A 16,961-nucleotide genomic window follows, 5' to 3' on the forward strand; every position below is an offset into this window, starting at 1 on the left:
CACCTGCATGATCTGCGCATGCGCAGCTCACTGTTCAACCACGCGGAACGGCCTGTCGAGCCCGGAAGCTTCCAACTGCAGAACGAACGCATGCTCAAGGTCGACCTCACGGGCAGTGGCGGCTTCTTCTTCGCCAAGCAGGGTTCGATGGTCGCCTACCAGGGCGACGTCGACTTCGCCTACGAGGGCGCCGGCGGCCTCGGCAAGCTGTTCAAGAAGGCCTTCACCGGCGAGGGCATGTCGCTGATGAAGGTGTCCGGCAGCGGCGACGTGTTCCTCGCCCAGGACGCCGACGAGATCTTCGTGCTCTACCTGGAGAACGAGAGCGTCACGGTCAACGGCAAGAACGTGCTGGCGTTCGACAGCACCCTCACGTGGGACATCAACCGCACCGAGGGCGCGTCGATGCTCAGCGGCGGCCTGTTCAACACCACGTTCACCGGCACCGGCGCGCTCGCCGTCACCGCGTACGGCACGCCGGTCGTGCTGAACGTGGACGTGCCCACGTACGTCGACATGCAGTCGGCCGTGCTGTGGTCGACCTCGCTCCAGTCCTCGATCCGCAAGACGGCGAAGCTCGGCGCGGTCATCGGCCGCGGCTCCGGCGAGGCCTACCAGCTCGCCCTGACCGGTCAGGGCATCGTCGTCGTGCAGGCGTCGGAGGGGCACCCGGTCCCGACCGCGCAGTAGTGCGCACGGGTGCCGGTCTCGGTGACCGAGATCGCCGAGACCGGTTCCCCGCCGGCGTTTGGCGCCGATCCGGGCGGGTAAGTGATCACGGGATCGTGGACCGCACCGGAGGCGCTGATGTTGTTGCCCGCTGCTCGTGGACCGTTGAGTGCGGGCGTCATCGCCGCGTTGCTCGGGGTCGAGGCTCCGTCACCGCCGCTCACGGCCGTGGACGAGCCGGAACGACTCGTCCACGACGCCGACTTCCAGCTCGCCCTGTGGCTCACCCTCGAAACGGACTTCGACGGGATCGCGCCGGACCGCGCGGAGGACCGGGAGGTCCTGAGGTGGCGGGCGCTTCTGAGCGAACGGTGGAGCGCCGCTCTGCACGAGCTGACCACGCCCGTGGTGCGGGCGGCGGGCGGTGACACGGCCTCGCCCCAACGCATCGGCGACCACCTCATCAGCCTCATCGGCGCCGGCCACACCGGCCTGCACTCGTTCGCCGGGACCAGGGCGACCACCGCTCAGCTGCGTGAGCTGAACGCGGTCAAGGCGCTCGCGCCGCTCGACCGGATGCCCGCCGTCGCGATCGCGGCGCACAACACGGCCCGCCTGCTGTCCGGGCCGTCCGCCGTCGGGTACCAGGCCGCGTCGGCCGCTGTCTCCCTGCTGTTCGAACGGAACCCGGACCACGAACGGACCTGGGCCCGGCTGCTCAACGCCTGCCGCGAGCACCTGACCGCGAACCCCGGTCAGACGCAGCACCTGCTGCACGCCGCGGCCGCCGCGATCGTGCTCGAGGTGCGGCTCGGCCGGCACCTGCTGGGGTCCTGGTCGCAGGCGGTGCCGGCGCTCGAACCGGTCCGCTCCGCCGGCGTCGGGACGGAGCACCGGGTGCTGCCCTCGCTGGCGCTGACCAGCGAGTCCGCCTGATCAGCGGACGCGGACGCCCGCGATCCAGACGCCGACGATGGCGCGGGTGGCCGTGATGTCGACGGTGGGGTCGCCCTCGACCTCCACCCGGTCGTCCGCGAGGCCGGTGAGGCCGAAGACCCGCGCGGGCAGTTCGGTCGCGCCGCGCAGGGCCTCCGTCGGCGTGAGTCCGGCGGCGACCAGCAGCTCCAGCTCGTGGTGCATCGACTCGCCGTGCTTCGGGGCGAACGGCGCTCCTGGCGCCGAGTTCGCGTCCGTTCCGGCCAGCACGTCCACCCCGGCGTCGCGCAGGCGGGTCACCGTGTCGCGGGCGTGTTCGTAGCGGAAACCCAGTCCCGCGAACAACTTCGCGGTGCCTTCCATCATCGTCAGGGTCGGCACCGACACCATGCCGATCTCGCGCATGCCCGCGATGGTGTCGTCGTCCAGGACGGCGTCCAACGGCGCGTGCGTGCTGATGTCCACACGGGCTTCCACGGCCACACGGAACGCTCCGGTCGTCACGGAGTGCGCGACGACGAGCAGCCCGTGGTCGTGCGCGGCCTGCACCAGGGCGTTGACGGTCGGCTGGTCCATGCCCTCCGGTGGCGCGGCCTCCGTGACGATCTTGACGAAGTCGGCGCCGTCGGCGACCCGCCGTTCCACGAACGCACGGGCCTCGCCGGGGCTCGTCACGACGCCCTCTGCCGGGAAGCCCGGCATCCGCGCGTGGTGGCCGCCCCTGCCCACGGCCGGGATCGTGGCGCTCCTGATCCGCGCCACGCCCTCCTGCTCGCGCATCTCGTCCACGAACTCCCGCGGCCACGAGCCCATGTCCAGCCCTGTCGTGACGCCCCAGCGGGCGAGTTCCTCCAGATCAGCGCGCCCCGAGGTGTGGACGTGGGCGTCGATCAGTCCTGGCAGCACGGTCATCGCGTCTCCTAGTTACCTTTTGTGAAAGCTATCTCTAAAGGTACTATCACGGACATGTCCTCGCTGTCACTCGCCCAGCACGCCGTGAGGCTGCAGACGCTGCTCGAACGGCACATCGCCGAGGTGCTCAAGCAGCACGGGCTCTCGCGCAGCGAGCTCGACGTGCTGGGAGCGCTGGCGGGCGGCCCGGCACGGCCCCAGGAGCTGTCGTCCCAGCTGCTGCTCACCACCGGCGGCATCAGCAACATCCTGCGCAGGCTCGAAGCCGACGGGCACATCACCCGTGAGGCGAACGCCAAGGACGCGCGCAGCAACATCGTGCGCCTTACGCCCCAAGGCGAAGCTATCGCGCGCGAGACGGGTGACGCGGTCACCGAGGTGATCGACCGCGTTCTCGGCCCGGTCGACGCCTCAGTGGTCAGCGCGGCCGCGGACCACCTGCACCGGGTCCTGGTCGCGCTCGGCGAGGACGCGCCGGTGCACCGCGGCCCTACCCGCTGACGGCCCTGGCCGCCCGCGCGGCCAGCTCGGCGAACGCGTCCCGCAGCTCCGGCGGCCCGACGACCTCGATCTCGGCGCCGAACCGCGCCAGGCCTGCGGCGAGCGCGTCCCACGACCACGACCCGGTCGTCAGGCGCGTCCGCGACGGGCCGGCCTCCGAGGCCGTCCCCTCCCCCACGAACGGCGCCACGTCGGCCAGCGGCAGTCCGAGCACCACCTCGCCGTGGCACGGCCACCCGGTGTCCGATCCCCTGAACCGGGCGGCGAGGAACTCCGTGACGCTCCCGCCGGGCACCTCCCGCCGCGTGAAGCGGGGACCGTTGGGGATGCGCAAATTCAGCCGATCCACGCGGTAGGTGCGCCAGTCAGAGCGTTCGTCACTCCAGCCGACGAGATACCAACGACCGCCTCGCACAACGAGATGATGAGGCTGCACACGGCGCAATGCCGACTCACGGCCAGGTGAGGCGTAGTCGAACCTCACCTCCTCACGGCCACGAATGGCCGCGCTCAGCGCGAGCAGCACCTCGGTGTCCACGGTGGACGAGGCCCCGGCCGCCGTGACCTCCAGCGCGTCGACCCGTTGCCGCAACCGCGACGGCATCACCTGCCGCAGCGTGACGAGCGCCCGCGCCGCGCCCTCCTCGATCCCCGCACCGGCGCTGACCGCGATCCGCAACGCCACCGCGAGCGCGACCGCCTGCTCCTCGTCGAACAGCATCGGCGGCATCTGCGCGCCCGCCTCCAGCCGGTACCCGCCGTCCGGGCCCTTCACCGCGTGCACCACGTACCCGAGCTCACGCAACCGGTCGACGTCACGGCGAACGGTCCGCTCGCTCACGGCGAGCCGCTCGGCCAGCAGCGTCCCCGGCCAGTCCCGGCGCACCTGGAGCATCGACAGCAGTGCGAGCAGGCGGGCGGAGGTGGTCGCGGCGGACGCTGTGGGCATGGCGAGAAGTCTGCCAGGAGTAGCGGACGTTCCCTGTCCTCTACTCACGACATCGTGGTTCTCGTCGCCCAGGAGACCTCCCGCGACCGGCAACTCGACGAAGGACCACCATGTCGCTCAACGCAGTCACCCACCTGAACTTCCGCGGCCAGGCCAGGGAGGCCCTGGAGTTCTACGCCTCGGTGTTCGGCGGGCGGACGACCATCGCCACCTACGGCGACTTCGGCATGCCCGCCGAGGTCCCCGGCGCCCAGAACGTCGTCTTCGGCCAGGTCGTCGCGGACAACGGCTTCCGCGTCATGGCCTACGACGTGCCCGGCGCGAACGCCCCCGCCACGCCGGGCGAGACGCGCCGCGAGAACGGCGTCACGCTCACGACCGAGCCGTTCTTCCTGTCAGTGCGCGGCGACTCCGCCGAGGAGATGAGCGCCCTCTGGAAGGGTCTCGCCGACGGCGCCACGATCGTCGAGGAGTTCGGCCCCGCGCAGTGGTCGCCAGGCTTCGGCATGCTCACGGACCGCTTCGGCGTGACGTGGATCGTGGACGTCGCGGTCTAGAACTCGACGACCGCGCGGTAGCGCGCCTTCCCCTCGCGGACCCGGCCGAGCGCCTGGCCGAAGTCCGCGACGGGGTAGGTCTCGACCTCGGGCCGGATGCCGTGGCGGGCGGCGAAGTCGAGCATCTGCCGGGTGTGCGCGGCGGATCCGACGATGCCGCCCGCCACCCGCTTGGCGGCCGGCAGCAGGCTCATCGGCCCGAGCGCGATCGCCTGGCCGGGGACGCCCACCAGGCACAGCGTGCCGCCGGGGCGGAGCAGGCCGAGGTAGTCGTCCCACGGCAGGTTCGCGCCGGCCGTGCACATGACGAAGTCGAACGACCCGGCGGCGGCACTCAGCGCACCCTCCTCGCCGGACGCGATGAACCCGTTGGCACCGAAACGTTCCGCACTGTCGCGTTTGGACCGACTGGTCGAGATGGCCGTCACGTCGCAGCCCCACCGGGCGAGGAACTGGATCGCCAGGTGCCCGAGCCCGCCGACACCGACGACCGCGACCCGATGCACCGGCAGCACCCCGTTGACCAGCAACGGCGAGAACACGGTCGTGCCGGCGCACAACAACGGCGCCGCTTGGGCGGACGGGATCGCCTCGGGGATCGGGTGCACGTGCCGCCAGTCGCTCGCCCGCACGTGACTCGCGAACGCGCCCCGGTCACCGCGCACGACCGTGTCGTCCCGCGCGGGACAGAGGTTGGTCTCGCCGCGCAGGCACCACTCGCAGCGGAAGCACGAGCCCGCGATCGCGCCGACGCCCACCCGCGTGCCGATCGCCAGGCCGACGTCCGCACCGACCGCCTCGACCACGCCGACAGCCTCGTGACCGGCCACGACGGGGTACCGGGAGATGCCGAACTCGTTGTCGATCACGCCGATGTCGGTGTGGCAGACGCCGCCGTGCGTCACCCGCACGTCGACCTCGTTCACCCCCAACGGCCCGCTCTCGTACTCGTAGGGCCGCAGGGAACCGCCCGCTTCCATCGCCGCGTACGCCTGAACTCGCATGATCCCCTCCGCACTAAAACAAACTAGTTAGTTACTCCTCCAGGTAAGCATGCGATGACGGATCGCGCAAACCAACGAGTTAGTTAGACTGCGGAGGTGAACGATGGCAAAGCCACCCGGCAGCGACTGCTGGACGCGGCGACGGCGGAGTTCGCGGCGTACGGCATCGCGGGCGCCCGCGTCGACCGGATCTCCGCGACGGCCAAGGCGAACAAGGCCCAGCTCTACGCCTACTTCGGCGACAAGGAGCGGCTCTTCGACACGGTCTTCCAGCTGCAGGCGGACGCGCTCGTGAACGCGGTCCCCTTCACCGCGGGCGACCTGCCGGGCTACGCGGCCGCGCTCTACGACTCCTGCCTGGAGAAGCCGGAGCTGGTGCGCCTCGCGACCTGGGCCCGTCTCGAACGGATCCCGGCGGGCGCGCTGGTCACGTCGATGCCCGAGCAGACCGAGCTCAAGCTCGGCGCCATCGCCGCCGAGCAGCGGGCCGGCCGGATCGACCCTGCGCTCGATCCGGCCGACGTTCTCGCGATGGTCTCGATGCTCGCGCTCACCTGGTCCCCGGCGAGCCTGTTCTACACGGCCACCCCGGCGGACGCGCGAGCCGACCACGAACGCCGGCGCGCGGCTCTCGCCGAGACGGTGCGGCGCGCGTTCAGCGGTTAGACAGCGGCAGCACGCGCGACAGCACCGGCACGGTGGCCGCCGCGACGACGGTGTGCATCAGGATGAGCGCCAGCGAGTTCACCAGTGCCGCGCCGCCCGCGAGGATGCCCAGGTCGGGGATCCACGAGAGCACGACGACGACCGGCACCAGCACCCGCAGCACGCGGCGGGGGTTGCCCGCGAACCGGCGCACGAGGTACCAGCCGAGCGTGCCGAGCAGGATGCCGAGGACGGTCGCCGGCGCGTACTCCGCGAGCGCGAGCCCGACGCGTTCCGTTCCCTCCGGCACGAACCTGCCCGCGACGAGGGCGATCAGGGCGTTGACGACGATCGAGACCACCGCGGCGCCGAGCAGGCCCACGACGACCTCTCCTGCGCTCGGCGCGAGTGCCGAGGAACGGGTGGGGAAGCTGGTGTCGGCCATGGTCCGTGTCCTTCGGTAGGCTGATTTGCAAGCAGTCACTTGCAAACAAGGTAGCCACTGAGGCACGCTCAATGCAAGTGCACACTTGCATTGAAGTGGAGGGGTGCGTGGCGAGCCGGGTGAGCGACCAGGCGGTGTTCGACGCGGTGCTGGAGGTGATCGCCGAGCAGGGGTACGAACGGGCGACCACCCGCACCATCGCCGAGGCCGCCGGGATCAACGAGGCGACGCTGTTCCGCCGGTTCACCTCGAAGGAGAACCTGCTCAAACAGGCGGTGCGGGGCAGCTTCGCGGGCTTCGCGCTCGACCTCGACGCCCCTGGCGACGACGTGGTGGCCGACCTGCTCACTATCGTCCGCTACTACGCGCACCTCTACGAGGCCCGCAGCGGCGTCGTGCTCACGCTGATGCGCGAGGCGAGGTTCAGCCCCGAGGTGGCCGCGGTGCTCACCGAACCCGAGAAGCTGCTGCGGCGGGTGGACGAGGTGATCCTGCACCACCAACGGCGCGGGTCGCTCGTCGTCGAACCGCCGCGGCACACGTTCTTCGCGCTGGTCGGACCGCTGATGATGCGCTCGGTGGCCCGGCGCGTGGACCAGCTCGCCACGCAGACGCCCGCCGATCCCGAGGCCGTGGTCCGCAGGTTCCTCGACGGGCACCGGCCCTAGGCGTCGATCAGTCGCTGCAGGCGGTCGGCGTCGTCGTCGCGGCCCTGTTCCCGGTACAGCTCCACGGCCTCGCGCCACGCCGCGCGCGCATCGTCGTGCCGGCCGAGCGCCGCGAGAGGGTGCCCGAGGTGGTCGAGGCTGGACGCGGCCCAGGTGGTGTTGCCCAGTCCGCGGCGCAGCGCGAGTGCTGCCCGGTAGTGCTCGACGGCCTGCTCGTGGCGGCCGGTGCGGTGGTCGATCCAGCCGACGCTGTCCAGGGCGGCCGCCTCGCCGTCGGGGTTGCGGTGCCGGCGGTTCAGGGCGACGGCGGCCTGGCAGTGCTCGCGGGCCGGGTCGTGCTCACCGAGGCAGGCGAGGAACCAGCCCACGGTGTTGAGCGTGTCGGCCTCCCTCGTCGGCTGCCCGAGGTCGCGGAACAGCCGCAGGGCGTGGCGGGCGTGCTCCAGCGCTTGCCGGTCGTCGCCGTCGAGTTCCCACGCTCGCGTCAGCGCGTGGTGCGTGAGGGCCTGTTGCGTGACCTCTTCGTGGCGCTCGGCCACCTCGAGCGCCCGCACGAGGAACCCGATGCCTTCCTGGTGCCGGCCGAGTTCCACGTGGGCCTGGCCGAGGTGGCGGTGAGCGGCGACCTGTTCGGCGACGCCCAGGTGCCCGGCGGCGGCGACCCGCCACACGGCCAGTTCGTCGTCGCGGCGCGACCTCCACCAGTGGAAGGTCGTGAGCGCCCAGGCGAGGTGCCACGCGGCCTGGTCGCGGCCGTGCGCGGCGGCGGAGCGCTGGGCGGCGAGCAGGTGGGGGTGGTGGGCGTCCAGCCAGGCCAGGGCGGCGGGGACGTCCGCGGGCCGGACACCGGACGCGGGAGGAGCGGGCTGGGCGGGATCGCGGTGGGGGTCCAGGAGGAGATCGGCGGCGCACGCGGAGTCGAGGTAGAAGTCGGTCACGCGGTCCAGCGCCGGTCGCGCGGCGCCGGTCGCGGTGGTGGCGGCGTAGGCGCGGACCAGGTCGTGCATCGCGATCCGGTGCCCCGCCGTGAGGGTGACCAGCGACGCCTCGGCCAGCGCGTGCACCGCCTCTCGGGTGTCGCGAGTGGACAGTCCGGTGAGGCTGGTGGCGGCCGCCAGGTCGATGTCGGGTCCCGGTGCGACGCCCAGCAACCCGAACACGTCGCGCTGCCGGTCGGTGAGGTGGTGCAGGGACCAGGACAGGACGGCGGGCAGGCTCGCGTCGGGGTCGTCCGCGTGCAGTGCCTCCACGCCGAGGTCGCGCAGTTCGGTCACGAGGTCGGGGCAGGAGCTCGCACGGGCGGCGATCAGCCCCAGCGCGAGCGGGAAGCCCCCGCACAACGCGGTCAGGCCGGGAACGGCGTCCGGCACGCCCTGGAGAAGTGCGCGGGCTTCGGTGTCGGTGAGCACGCCGAGGCTCACCGGCTCGGTCCCGTGCCTCGTGACGAGCGAGGACAGCCGGTTGCGGCTCGTCACGAGGACGGTGCACGTGTCGCCGCCGGGCAGCAGCGGCACGACCTGGGCGGCCGTGGCGGCGTTGTCCAGGACGATCAGCAGGCACTTCCCGGTGGTGCGGGTGCGGTAGAGCGCGGCACGGGCGTCGACGTCCGGAGGCAGGCGGTCGCATCCCAGCGCCGTCAGGAAGTCCGCCAGCACGTCCGCGGCCGGTTTCGGCTCGCCGGTGCCGAAGCCCCTCAGGTCGGCGAACAGCTGCCCGCCGGGAAAGCGGTGCGCGTTCCGGTGGGCCCAGGCCAGGGCGAGCCAGGTCTTGCCGATGCCACCCGGACCGCTGATCGCGACCGAGGCACCCGCGCCGGCGAGGGCCTTGTCCACTGAGGACAGTTCGGGGCCGCGGCCGACGAACCGCCTCGGCGCGGCCGGCAGCTGTCTGGGCACGGCGTCCTCGGCGGACAGATCGGGCTCGGCCGCGAGCACCCGCCGGTGCACGTCCCTCAGTTCCGGCCCGGGGTCCGTGCCGAGCTCCTCGACCAGGTGCTCCCGCAGCGACCGGTAGTGCTCCAGGGCGTCGGCGGTGCGCCCGGCCCGGTGCAGGGCCAGCAGGTACTGCCCGGCGACGCGCTCGTCCAGCGGGTGCTCGGCGACGCGTGCGGACAGCGCGGTCACCAGGTCCTCCCCGCCGCCGAGCCGCAGCACGGCGTCGGCGTGGTCCGACTCGGCGGCCAGGCGCAGCCGGTGCAGCCGGGTGCGTTCGGCCTCGGCCCACTCACCGCCGAGGCCGGTCAGCGCCTCGCCGTGCCACAGCCCGAGCGCCTCGCTCCACAGCTCGGCGGCCCGCCGATCGTCCTCGGCGCGGGCACGCGCACACAGGTCCTGGAACCGGTGCAGGTCGATCTCCCCCGGCGCGATCTCCAGCACGTAGCCGCCGGACCGGCGCACGAGGGCACCAGCGGTGAGGACCAGGCGCAACCGGGACAGGTAGTTCACCAGGGTCTGGCGGGCCCGCAGCGGCGCGCGACCACCCCAGACCCGGTCGATCAGCCGGTCGACCGAGACCACCTGGCCCGCGTCCACCGCCAGCGCGGCCAGCACGCACCGCTGCCGGGCGGGCCCCAGATCGACCACCTCGCCGTCCACGACCGCGAGCACCGCGCCGAGCAGACGAAGCTCCCCCATCCCCCACCTCCGCCCGCAGGCCTATCTGCCGTGACCAGGGGATTGTGCGAAAACACGGTCAAATCACCCGAACGGCCCCAGAAGCTGGCGTCGCCGCTCGAACCGAGGGCGGCGCCACGAGAGGGGAACCATGAAGAGGGTCACCGTCCTGACCGGGGTGCTGGCGACGCTGCTGGCCGCCGGGGTCGCCGGTGCCGCACCGGCCGTCGCGGCACCGGAGATCACTCCGCTGCAGGTCACCAGCTACATCAGCAACCAGACGAACATCAGCGTCGGCGTGTCGAAGGACAACGTCGCGGGCCCGTACCAGGCGCTGCTGCCCGCCAACCGCCGCACGGACGGCTCGCCGTTGTACTGGAGCCGCGCGGTGTCGTTCTACGTCGGCGCCGGTTCCTGCGTCGACGCCTGGGGCTACCACGGGGGCGCGTGGAGATTCCAGCGCACGGTCGCGGGTGCGGAGGAGTTCGCCATCAAGCCGCTGCCGGGTGAGAGCGTCGCCCGGTGGGAGCTGCGCAACCACCGCCGCTGCTGACCCCGGCTGCTGACGGGCCTCCCCCGGCGTGTTCCGGGGGAGGCCTAGAGCCAGCCGCTGTCCTCCGCCACCTTCACCGCTTCGGCGCGGGTGCGCGCGCCCGTCTTGCCGATGGCCGCGCTCAGGTGGTTGCGCACCGTCCCCTCGGACAGGTGCAACGCCCGCGCCAGGTCCGCCACCGTCCCCCCGTCCCGCGCGACGGCGAGCACGTCGCGTTCGCGGTCGGTGAGCGGACTCTGGCCCGTGGCCAACGACTCCGCGGCCAGGGCGGAGTCGACCACGCGCAGTCCCGCGTGCACCCGGCGGACGGCGTCGACCAGCTGTTCCGGTGAGGCGTCCTTCACCACGAACCCGGCCGCGCCCGCCGCCATCGCCCGCGCCAGGTAGCCCGGCCTGCCGAACGTCGTGCACACGATCACCCGGCACGACGGCAACGCACGGCGCAGGTCGGCGGCGGCGCTGAGGCCGTCCTTGCCCGGCATCTGCACGTCCAGCAACGCCACGTCGGGCCGGGTGCGCTGGGCCTCGGCCACGACCTCGTCACCCGAGCTGACCTGCGCGACGACCTCGATGTCCGGCTCCAGGCCGAGCATGGCGGCGAACGCGCCCCGCACCAGCGCCTGGTCGTCGGCCAGCAGCACCTTGATCACGCCGTCTCCCCCGCCTCGGCGCGCAGCCGGTAGCCACCGTCGGGAAGCGGGCCGGCGACGACCCTGCCGCCGTGCGGCGCGAGCCGTTCCCCCAGGCCCCGCAGCCCGGTGCCGGGGGTGCCGACACCGGTGCCGCGTCCGTTGTCCCACACCTCGAGCCAGGTGTCGCCGAGGCGCACCGAGACCCTGGTCGCGGCGGCGTGGCGCAGCACGTTCGTGATCGCCTCGCGCAACACGTACCCGAACACCCCCTGGAGCTCGGGTCGCACGTTGTCCACCGCGTGCGGCAGGTCTGCCTCGACCTCGGCCGCCCGCAACGCCGCCCGCGCGCCGACCATCTCGGCCGACAGCGACACCTCGCGGTAGCCCGACACCGTGGTGCGGACGTCGCTCAACGCCTGCCGGGTCAGCTGCTCGACCTCGCGGATCTCCTCCAGCGCCCGGTCGGTCGAGGAGCTCTCCAGCAACCGCCGCGCGACCCCGGCCTTCAGCGTGATCGTGGTCAGGCTGTGCCCGAGGACGTCGTGCAGGTCTCGGGCGAGGCGGCTGCGTTCCTCGGTGCGGGCGAGCGCGGCGATCTCGTCCTGGGCGGCGGACAACGCCATGTTCGCCCTGATCATCCTGCCCACCGCGAGCATGCCCAGCGAGAGCGACAGCAACGTGCCGAGCTGCGCGCCGTCGATCGCCAGGTCCTGCTCCAGGTACATCGTCCCGGCCAGCAGCACGAGCACCGTGCCGTCGATCAGGATGGCGCGCAACGGCTTGAGCACCACCGCCGTCGACGACATGACGTAGACCATCAGGCCCGCGTACGACATGCCCAGCGAGTACACGACGACCAGGCCGAGCACGGTCAGGCCGAGGGCGAGCGCGGTGTTGAAGTTCTCGCTGTCGCTGCCCCAGAAGAACTTCGGCGCGATCAGCCAGCCCGCCGCGTACGCCACCAGCAGCACGACGAGCACGACCTGCGCCACCACACCCCGGTCGCTGACCACGACGTCGTAGATCACGGCCGGGATGTAGAGCAGGACGAAGACGAGGCCGAACCAGATCCACCTGTTGCCGCTCACCGGACGAACCTAGCTCTGCGCGCGGTAGCGGCGCGCGGCGATCGCCCCCAGCGCCACGACCCAGAGCCCGATCACGAGGAACGCCTCCTTGACGTCCACTCCGGACACGAACGGCGCCTGCGTCAGCTGTTTCACCCAGTACGTAGGCAGGATCTTCATGAGGCCCGCGAGCCACGCCGGCGCCACGTCGGCGGGGATCCAGATGCCGCCGAGCAGGCCGAGCAGCATCGACGCCAGACCCGTGATCGCCTGCATCCCGTCCGGGCTCGCGATCAGCCCGATCACGATGCCCAGCAGCACGAACGGGATCGCGCCGAGCCACAGCGTCGCGAACACGCCGAGCCACTGCGGGGCGCTCATCCGCACGCCCTCGACCGCGCCGATCACGCACACCAGCACGATGCCCGGCAGCCCGACCAGCATGGCCAGCGCGCCCTTGGTGGTCAGGTAGCCGGTGCCGGTCATCGGGGTGAGCCGCAGTTGCCGCTGCCAGCCGAGGCCGCGTTCGACGGCGATCCGCGCGCCGATCGTGAGCGGTCCGGCCATCACGCCGAACAACGCCATGTTCATCATCAACGACGTGGTGACCGGCAGGCCGTTCGGGAACTTGCCGTCGCCTCCGCCGTAGAGGTTCACGAACAGCACGAACAGGATGGCGGGCATCGCGATCGTGAAGATCAGGTACCGGCCGTTGCGGACGGCCCTGCGGAGCTCCAGCCCCAGGAAACGCGTGTTCATCAGTGGTCCTCCCCCGTCAGCGCGAGGAACGCGTCCTCCAGGCCGAGTGCGGTGATCTCGATGTCGTGGGCCTGCGGGTAGCGGGCCAGCAGCGCGCGCACGGCCGCGTCGGAGTCGTTGCAGGTCAACGTGATCCGGTCGGCGCGGCGTTCGGCGGACCGCACGCCGGGCAGGTCGAGGTCTCCCGCGCCCGGCACGACCGCGCGCAACGTCCGTCCGGACACGGCGGCCCGCACCTGCGCCACGGACCCGTCCGCGACGATCTTGCCGGAACGCATGAGCACGACCCGGTCGGCGTACTCCTCGGCCTCTTCGAGGTAGTGCGTCGCGAACAGCACCGTGCGACCCGTGTCGGTGTACGCGCGCATCTGGTTCCAGAACGCCCGGCGCGTCTCCACGTCCATCGCGACCGTCGGCTCGTCCAGCACGAGCAGGTCGGGGTCGCACACCAGCGCCAGCGCGAACCGCACCCGTTGCTTCTGCCCGCCGGACAGCTTCGTGCACTTCCGTCCGGCCAGATCCGCGATCCCCGCCTGCTCCAACGCCCGCGCGACCGGCATGGGCTTGTGGTGCAGCGCGGCGATCAGCCCGACGGTCTCGCCGACCGTCGCGTCGTCGAGCAGAGCGCCGCTCTGCAGCATCGCCGAGATCTGCCCCGCCACCACGGCCTCGCGGGGCGTCCTGCCGAACACGCTGATCTCGCCGGCGTCCGGGGTGGACAGCCCGAGCAGCATGTCGACGGTCGTGGACTTGCCCGCGCCGTTCGGGCCGAGCAGCGCGACGACCTCACCGGGCGAGATGACGAGGTCGATGCCGTCGACCGCGCGCACCTCGCCGAACCTCTTGCTCAGGCCGTTCAACGCCACCGCGGCGCCGGCCCGCACAGCTGTCTCCGTCATGGGCACAATGCTCGGCGCGGAGGACGTGCGACGAGGGGACCAAGCGTCACGACCTGGCCATGACAGATGTCATGGATCAAGGGGAGGGGCTGCCCCGCGGCGGCCCCTCCCACTGTCGATCAGGGCTTGAAGAAGATCGGCTTGAGGTGCGTGAAGAACGCGATGCCCGCGTCCGCGCCCTCGTACTCCCCCCGCCCGCTGTTCTTCCGGCCACCGCCCGGCACCTGCTGATCGCCCACCGACGTCGGCATGTTGACCCCGACCCGGCCGACGTCCACGGCGTGCGCGAACTTCACCGCCTTCTCCCGGTCCTGCGTGAAGATCGCCGCGCACAACCCGTACGGCGTGCCGTTGGCCAGCGCGATCGCCTCGTCCAGGTCGGCGGCGCCGAACAGCGACACGACCGGCCCGAAGATCTCCTGCTGGGTGACCGGCGAGTCCTGAGCGGGCCGTTCGATCACGGTCGGCGCGATGAAGTAACCGTCCGGAGCGTCGGGAGCGGGCCCGCCGCCGATCAGGACGGTGCCCGACAGCTTGTCCGGCTCGAAGAACGACAGCACCTTCTCGTACTGCACCTGGGAGCTGACCGGGCCCATGTGCACGTTCTCGTCGAAGCCGTCGCCGACGCGGACCTCGCGGGTGCGGTCGAGGAACCGCGTGCGGAACTCGTCGAACACCGCCTCCTCGACGATGATCCGGCTCGTCGCGATGCACCACTGGCCCGCCGCCGTGTAGGAGGCGTGCATCGCGGCGTCCACGGCCGCGTCGAGGTCGGCGTCGGCCAGCACGACCAGCGGGTTCTTGCCGCCCATCTCGACCTGGACCTTCACGTCCCTGCCGCCGGTGGCCTCGGCGACGGCGAGCCCGACCCGCGTCGAGCCGGTGAACGAGATCGCGTCCACGTCCGGGTGGTCCACGAGCCGTTGGCCGGCAGCGGCGCCCGTGCCGTAGACGAGGTTGTAGACGCCGGCGGGCAGGCCTGCGTCCGTCAAAGCCGCCCCGACTAGTTCGCCGGTGACCGGGGTGAGCTCGGACGGCTTCACCACCACCGAGTTGCCCGCCACCAGCGCGGGGATGCTCTTGCGCAGCACCGCGCTGAACGGGTAGTTCCACGGCGTGATCAGCGCGGCCACGCCGACCGGTGCGAGCTGCGACCAGGCCTCCAGCCCCGAGTCCAGCACGCCGCGGCTGTCCAGCAGGTCCGGGGCGATGTCGAGCTGGTACTTCGTCGCGGACAACGCGCGGGCCACCTCGCCAGCGCAGTCGGCCCTGGTCTTGCCGGACTCCAGCACGTCCGCGACGACGATCTCCTCGGACCGCTCGGTCAGCAGGTCGAGCGCCCGGCGGATCACGGCGATGCGGTCCTCGACCGAGGTCGCCGCCCAGCCCGGGAACGCCCGGCGCGCCGCCTCGACCGCCGCGTCCACGTCCTCCGCGGACGACGCGGGGCAGGTCGCGACCACGACGGCCTTGTTGGCGGGGTTCTCCCTGGAGAGGGTCTCGCCGGAACGCGCGGGCTGCCACTTGCCGTCGATCAGGTTGAGCACCTCGCGGGGATCGGTGGGGGTCATGCGTCCTCACTCTCGTAGGCCTGGTCCAGCAGCAACGTGCCGAGCACTCCGGCGCGCCCGCCCAGCGGCGACGCGACGACGTAGGTGTCGATGGCGGCCTTCACCCCGGCCATCGCGGGGTCGGCGCCGAGCCGGTCGAGCGTCGCCTCGCGCAGGGCGGGCAGGACGCCGGGCAGCGTGCCCACGGCGCCATCGAGCACGATCACCTCCGGCGACAGCGAGTAGGTCATGGTCATCACGACCTGGGCGAGGTACCAGGCGGCGAGCAACGCCTGCTCGTGCCCGGAGAGTCCGCGCGCGGCCAGCCCGGCGGGGTTCACCAGGCCCTCGAAGCAGTCGCCGTGCGCGGGGCACGTGCCGGCGAAGACGTCCGACGGGTGCCGGGCGACCGGCAGGTGCCCCATCTCCGGGTGACTGCGGCCGCGCAGCGGACGACCGCCCAGCACCGCGCCGATCCCCGTCCCCTTGCCGACGGTCATGAACACGACGCTGCGCTTGCCGACGCCCGCGCCCGCCGCGCACTCCCCCAGCGCCGAGGCGTTGACGTCGATCTCCAGCGTCACCGGCACTGGCAACGCCGCGCGCACCGCCCCGAGCAGGTCGTAGTCGCGCCAGGTCGGTTTCAGCGACGACGTGATGTGCCCGTACGTCGCCGACCGCGGGTCGAGGTCGAGCGGGCCGAAGCACGCCAGCCCGACGTGCTCGAACTCCCCCTGCGCGGCGAGGAACCCGGTGACGCGCGCGATCGTCTCGTCCGCCGTCGTGGTCGGGAACACCTCCTCGGCGCGCACGTCGTGCGGCCCCGTTCCCACCACGGCGCGGAACTCCGCGCCACTACCCTTGATTCCGGCGAGCATCGGCCTCCTGTCGTTCCAGATCGGTCCATCGTGGACGGTCAAGCCGGAAGATCTCCCCCAGTGCCGCGTACCCGCTGCCCGCGAGCCGGCACACCGGGTCGAGCAACCGCGGGTCCACCCTGCCGTCGCGCCACACCCGCTCGTCGACGTGCAGGTGCAGCACCTCGCCGATCACCAGCGTCGCCGTGCCGACGGCGAGCTCGTGCACGACACGGCACTCCAGGTGCGCCTTCGCCTCCCCCACCCTCGGCACGCCGACCGTCCTCGCCGCCACCGCCGTCAGTCCCGCCCAGCGGAACTCGTCCTGCTCCGGCGGGAAGTCCGCCGACGTCAGGTTCATCGGTTCGACGAGGTCCATCGTCACGACGTTGACGACGAACTCGGGGTGTGCGCGGAGATTCGTCAGCGTGTCGCGCACGGCCGTGGTGCTGAACGCGACGTGCGGCGGGTCGTGCGAGACGAGGGTGAAGTACGAATGTGGCGCCACGTTGGGAACTCCGCCAGCGCCCACAGTGGACACCCACGCGATCGGCCGTGGCACCACCAAAGCCGTCAGCACGTGGTACACATCCCCGACCGGCCAGTCCGCCGGGGCGAGCTCCAGCGGGCCGGACAGGTGCGCGGGAGGTCCTGGACGGGTCGTCATAGGTGATCTCCCTCCGCGACCGTACGATTACCCGGCCGGACCACAGCGAGCAGAAGGGACAGGACGACGTTCGTCGAGC

At 72.0% G+C, this 16,961-nt stretch carries 19 protein-coding genes; 7 read left to right on the top strand and 12 right to left on the bottom strand.

Translation table 11 applies throughout. The annotated features are described in order from the left end of the window. The first annotated feature begins 18 nt into the window (after nt 1-18). Together ACQEU1_RS05745 and ACQEU1_RS05750 are read left to right on the top strand one after the other, a co-directional pair. On the top strand, nt 19-690 hold the full coding sequence (locus ACQEU1_RS05745) for an AIM24 family protein (RefSeq protein WP_433196968.1): 672 nt from the start codon (nt 19-21) through the stop codon (nt 688-690). Nucleotides 691-771: 81 nt separating this feature from the next. Beyond that, complete coding sequence (locus ACQEU1_RS05750) at nt 772-1,605, top strand: hypothetical protein (protein ID WP_433196970.1); 834 nt, start codon at nt 772-774, stop codon at nt 1,603-1,605. Here ACQEU1_RS05750 and ACQEU1_RS05755 read toward each other — a convergent pair whose 3' ends face one another. Continuing rightward, nucleotides 1,606-2,517 (bottom strand): amidohydrolase family protein, encoded by a 912-nt coding sequence (locus ACQEU1_RS05755; RefSeq protein ID WP_433196972.1) that lies wholly within the window; start codon nt 2,515-2,517, stop codon nt 1,606-1,608. Between the two features lie 54 nt (nt 2,518-2,571). Here ACQEU1_RS05755 and ACQEU1_RS05760 point away from each other — a divergent pair, with 54 nt between their 5' ends. Further along, nucleotides 2,572-3,018 carry a MarR family winged helix-turn-helix transcriptional regulator gene (locus ACQEU1_RS05760; RefSeq protein WP_433196974.1) on the top strand — a complete coding sequence of 149 codons (447 nt, stop codon included), beginning with the start codon at nt 2,572-2,574 and terminating at the stop codon, nt 3,016-3,018. Here the strand turns inward: ACQEU1_RS05760 and ACQEU1_RS05765 are convergent. Beyond that, nucleotides 3,008-3,967, bottom strand: coding sequence for a helix-turn-helix transcriptional regulator (locus ACQEU1_RS05765; RefSeq protein ID WP_433196976.1), 960 nt, complete (start codon nt 3,965-3,967; stop codon nt 3,008-3,010). The genes ACQEU1_RS05760 and ACQEU1_RS05765 overlap by 11 nt on opposite strands. A 110-nt stretch (nt 3,968-4,077) precedes the next feature. Between ACQEU1_RS05765 and ACQEU1_RS05770 the strand changes: the two genes are divergently transcribed. Further along, nucleotides 4,078-4,524, top strand: coding sequence for a VOC family protein (locus ACQEU1_RS05770; protein ID WP_433196978.1), 447 nt, complete (start codon nt 4,078-4,080; stop codon nt 4,522-4,524). Here ACQEU1_RS05770 and ACQEU1_RS05775 read toward each other — a convergent pair. After that, nucleotides 4,521-5,528, bottom strand: coding sequence for an NAD(P)-dependent alcohol dehydrogenase (locus tag ACQEU1_RS05775; RefSeq protein ID WP_433196980.1), 1,008 nt, complete (start codon nt 5,526-5,528; stop codon nt 4,521-4,523). The two genes, ACQEU1_RS05770 and ACQEU1_RS05775, sit on opposite strands and share 4 nt — an antisense overlap. Nucleotides 5,529-5,624: 96 nt before the next feature. On the opposite strand from ACQEU1_RS05775, the gene ACQEU1_RS05780 reads away from it, so the two are divergent. Then, entirely contained in the window at nt 5,625-6,194 is a 570-nt protein-coding gene (locus ACQEU1_RS05780) for a TetR family transcriptional regulator (protein ID WP_433196982.1), read from the top strand. On the opposite strand, the gene ACQEU1_RS05785 is transcribed toward ACQEU1_RS05780, so the two are convergent. After that, entirely contained in the window at nt 6,184-6,618 is a 435-nt protein-coding gene (locus tag ACQEU1_RS05785) for a DUF6069 family protein (RefSeq protein WP_433196984.1), read from the bottom strand. The two genes, ACQEU1_RS05780 and ACQEU1_RS05785, sit on opposite strands and share 11 nt — an antisense overlap. A gap of 107 nt (nt 6,619-6,725) precedes the next feature. Between ACQEU1_RS05785 and ACQEU1_RS05790 the strand changes: the two genes are divergently transcribed. Next, on the top strand, nt 6,726-7,286 hold the full coding sequence (locus tag ACQEU1_RS05790) for a TetR/AcrR family transcriptional regulator (protein ID WP_433196986.1): 561 nt from the start codon (nt 6,726-6,728) through the stop codon (nt 7,284-7,286). On the opposite strand, the gene ACQEU1_RS05795 is transcribed toward ACQEU1_RS05790, so the two are convergent. After that, nucleotides 7,283-9,919, bottom strand: a complete 2,637-nt coding sequence (locus ACQEU1_RS05795; RefSeq protein ID WP_433196988.1) for a BTAD domain-containing putative transcriptional regulator — start codon at nt 9,917-9,919, stop codon at nt 7,283-7,285. The genes ACQEU1_RS05790 and ACQEU1_RS05795 overlap by 4 nt on opposite strands. A 130-nt stretch (nt 9,920-10,049) precedes the next feature. Between ACQEU1_RS05795 and ACQEU1_RS05800 the strand changes: the two genes are divergently transcribed. Beyond that, nucleotides 10,050-10,451 carry a hypothetical protein gene (locus ACQEU1_RS05800; RefSeq protein WP_433196990.1) on the top strand — a complete coding sequence of 134 codons (402 nt, stop codon included), beginning with the start codon at nt 10,050-10,052 and terminating at the stop codon, nt 10,449-10,451. Between the two features lie 44 nt (nt 10,452-10,495). Here the strand turns inward: ACQEU1_RS05800 and ACQEU1_RS05805 are convergent, their stop codons facing one another. The 7 genes from ACQEU1_RS05805 to ACQEU1_RS05835 form a co-directional block, all read right to left on the bottom strand. After that, entirely contained in the window at nt 10,496-11,101 is a 606-nt protein-coding gene (locus ACQEU1_RS05805) for a response regulator transcription factor (protein ID WP_433196992.1), read from the bottom strand. Further along, nucleotides 11,098-12,171: a sensor histidine kinase gene (locus ACQEU1_RS05810; protein WP_433196994.1), complete on the bottom strand. Its 1,074-nt coding sequence runs from the start codon at nt 12,169-12,171 to the stop codon at nt 11,098-11,100. The genes ACQEU1_RS05805 and ACQEU1_RS05810 overlap by 4 nt, the downstream gene beginning before the upstream one ends. A 9-nt stretch (nt 12,172-12,180) precedes the next feature. Beyond that, on the bottom strand, nt 12,181-12,909 hold the full coding sequence (locus ACQEU1_RS05815) for an ABC transporter permease (RefSeq protein ID WP_433196996.1): 729 nt from the start codon (nt 12,907-12,909) through the stop codon (nt 12,181-12,183). Further along, on the bottom strand, nt 12,909-13,808 hold the full coding sequence (locus ACQEU1_RS05820) for an ABC transporter ATP-binding protein (protein ID WP_433196998.1): 900 nt from the start codon (nt 13,806-13,808) through the stop codon (nt 12,909-12,911). The genes ACQEU1_RS05815 and ACQEU1_RS05820 overlap by 1 nt, the downstream gene beginning before the upstream one ends. A 119-nt stretch (nt 13,809-13,927) precedes the next feature. Further along, entirely contained in the window at nt 13,928-15,379 is a 1,452-nt protein-coding gene (locus ACQEU1_RS05825) for an aldehyde dehydrogenase family protein (RefSeq protein ID WP_433197000.1), read from the bottom strand. After that, nucleotides 15,376-16,236, bottom strand: a complete 861-nt coding sequence (locus tag ACQEU1_RS05830; protein ID WP_433197002.1) for an ROK family protein — start codon at nt 16,234-16,236, stop codon at nt 15,376-15,378. Before ACQEU1_RS05830 ends, ACQEU1_RS05825 begins: the two co-directional genes overlap by 4 nt. Further along, nucleotides 16,214-16,882, bottom strand: a complete 669-nt coding sequence (locus tag ACQEU1_RS05835) for a flavin reductase family protein (RefSeq protein WP_433197004.1) — start codon at nt 16,880-16,882, stop codon at nt 16,214-16,216. The genes ACQEU1_RS05830 and ACQEU1_RS05835 overlap by 23 nt, the downstream gene beginning before the upstream one ends. Nucleotides 16,883-16,961 lie beyond the last annotated feature (79 nt).

Origin of the sequence: Lentzea sp. CA-135723 (assembly GCF_050936595.1) — a bacterium.
Classification (GTDB): Bacteria; Actinomycetota; Actinomycetes; order Mycobacteriales; family Pseudonocardiaceae; genus Lentzea.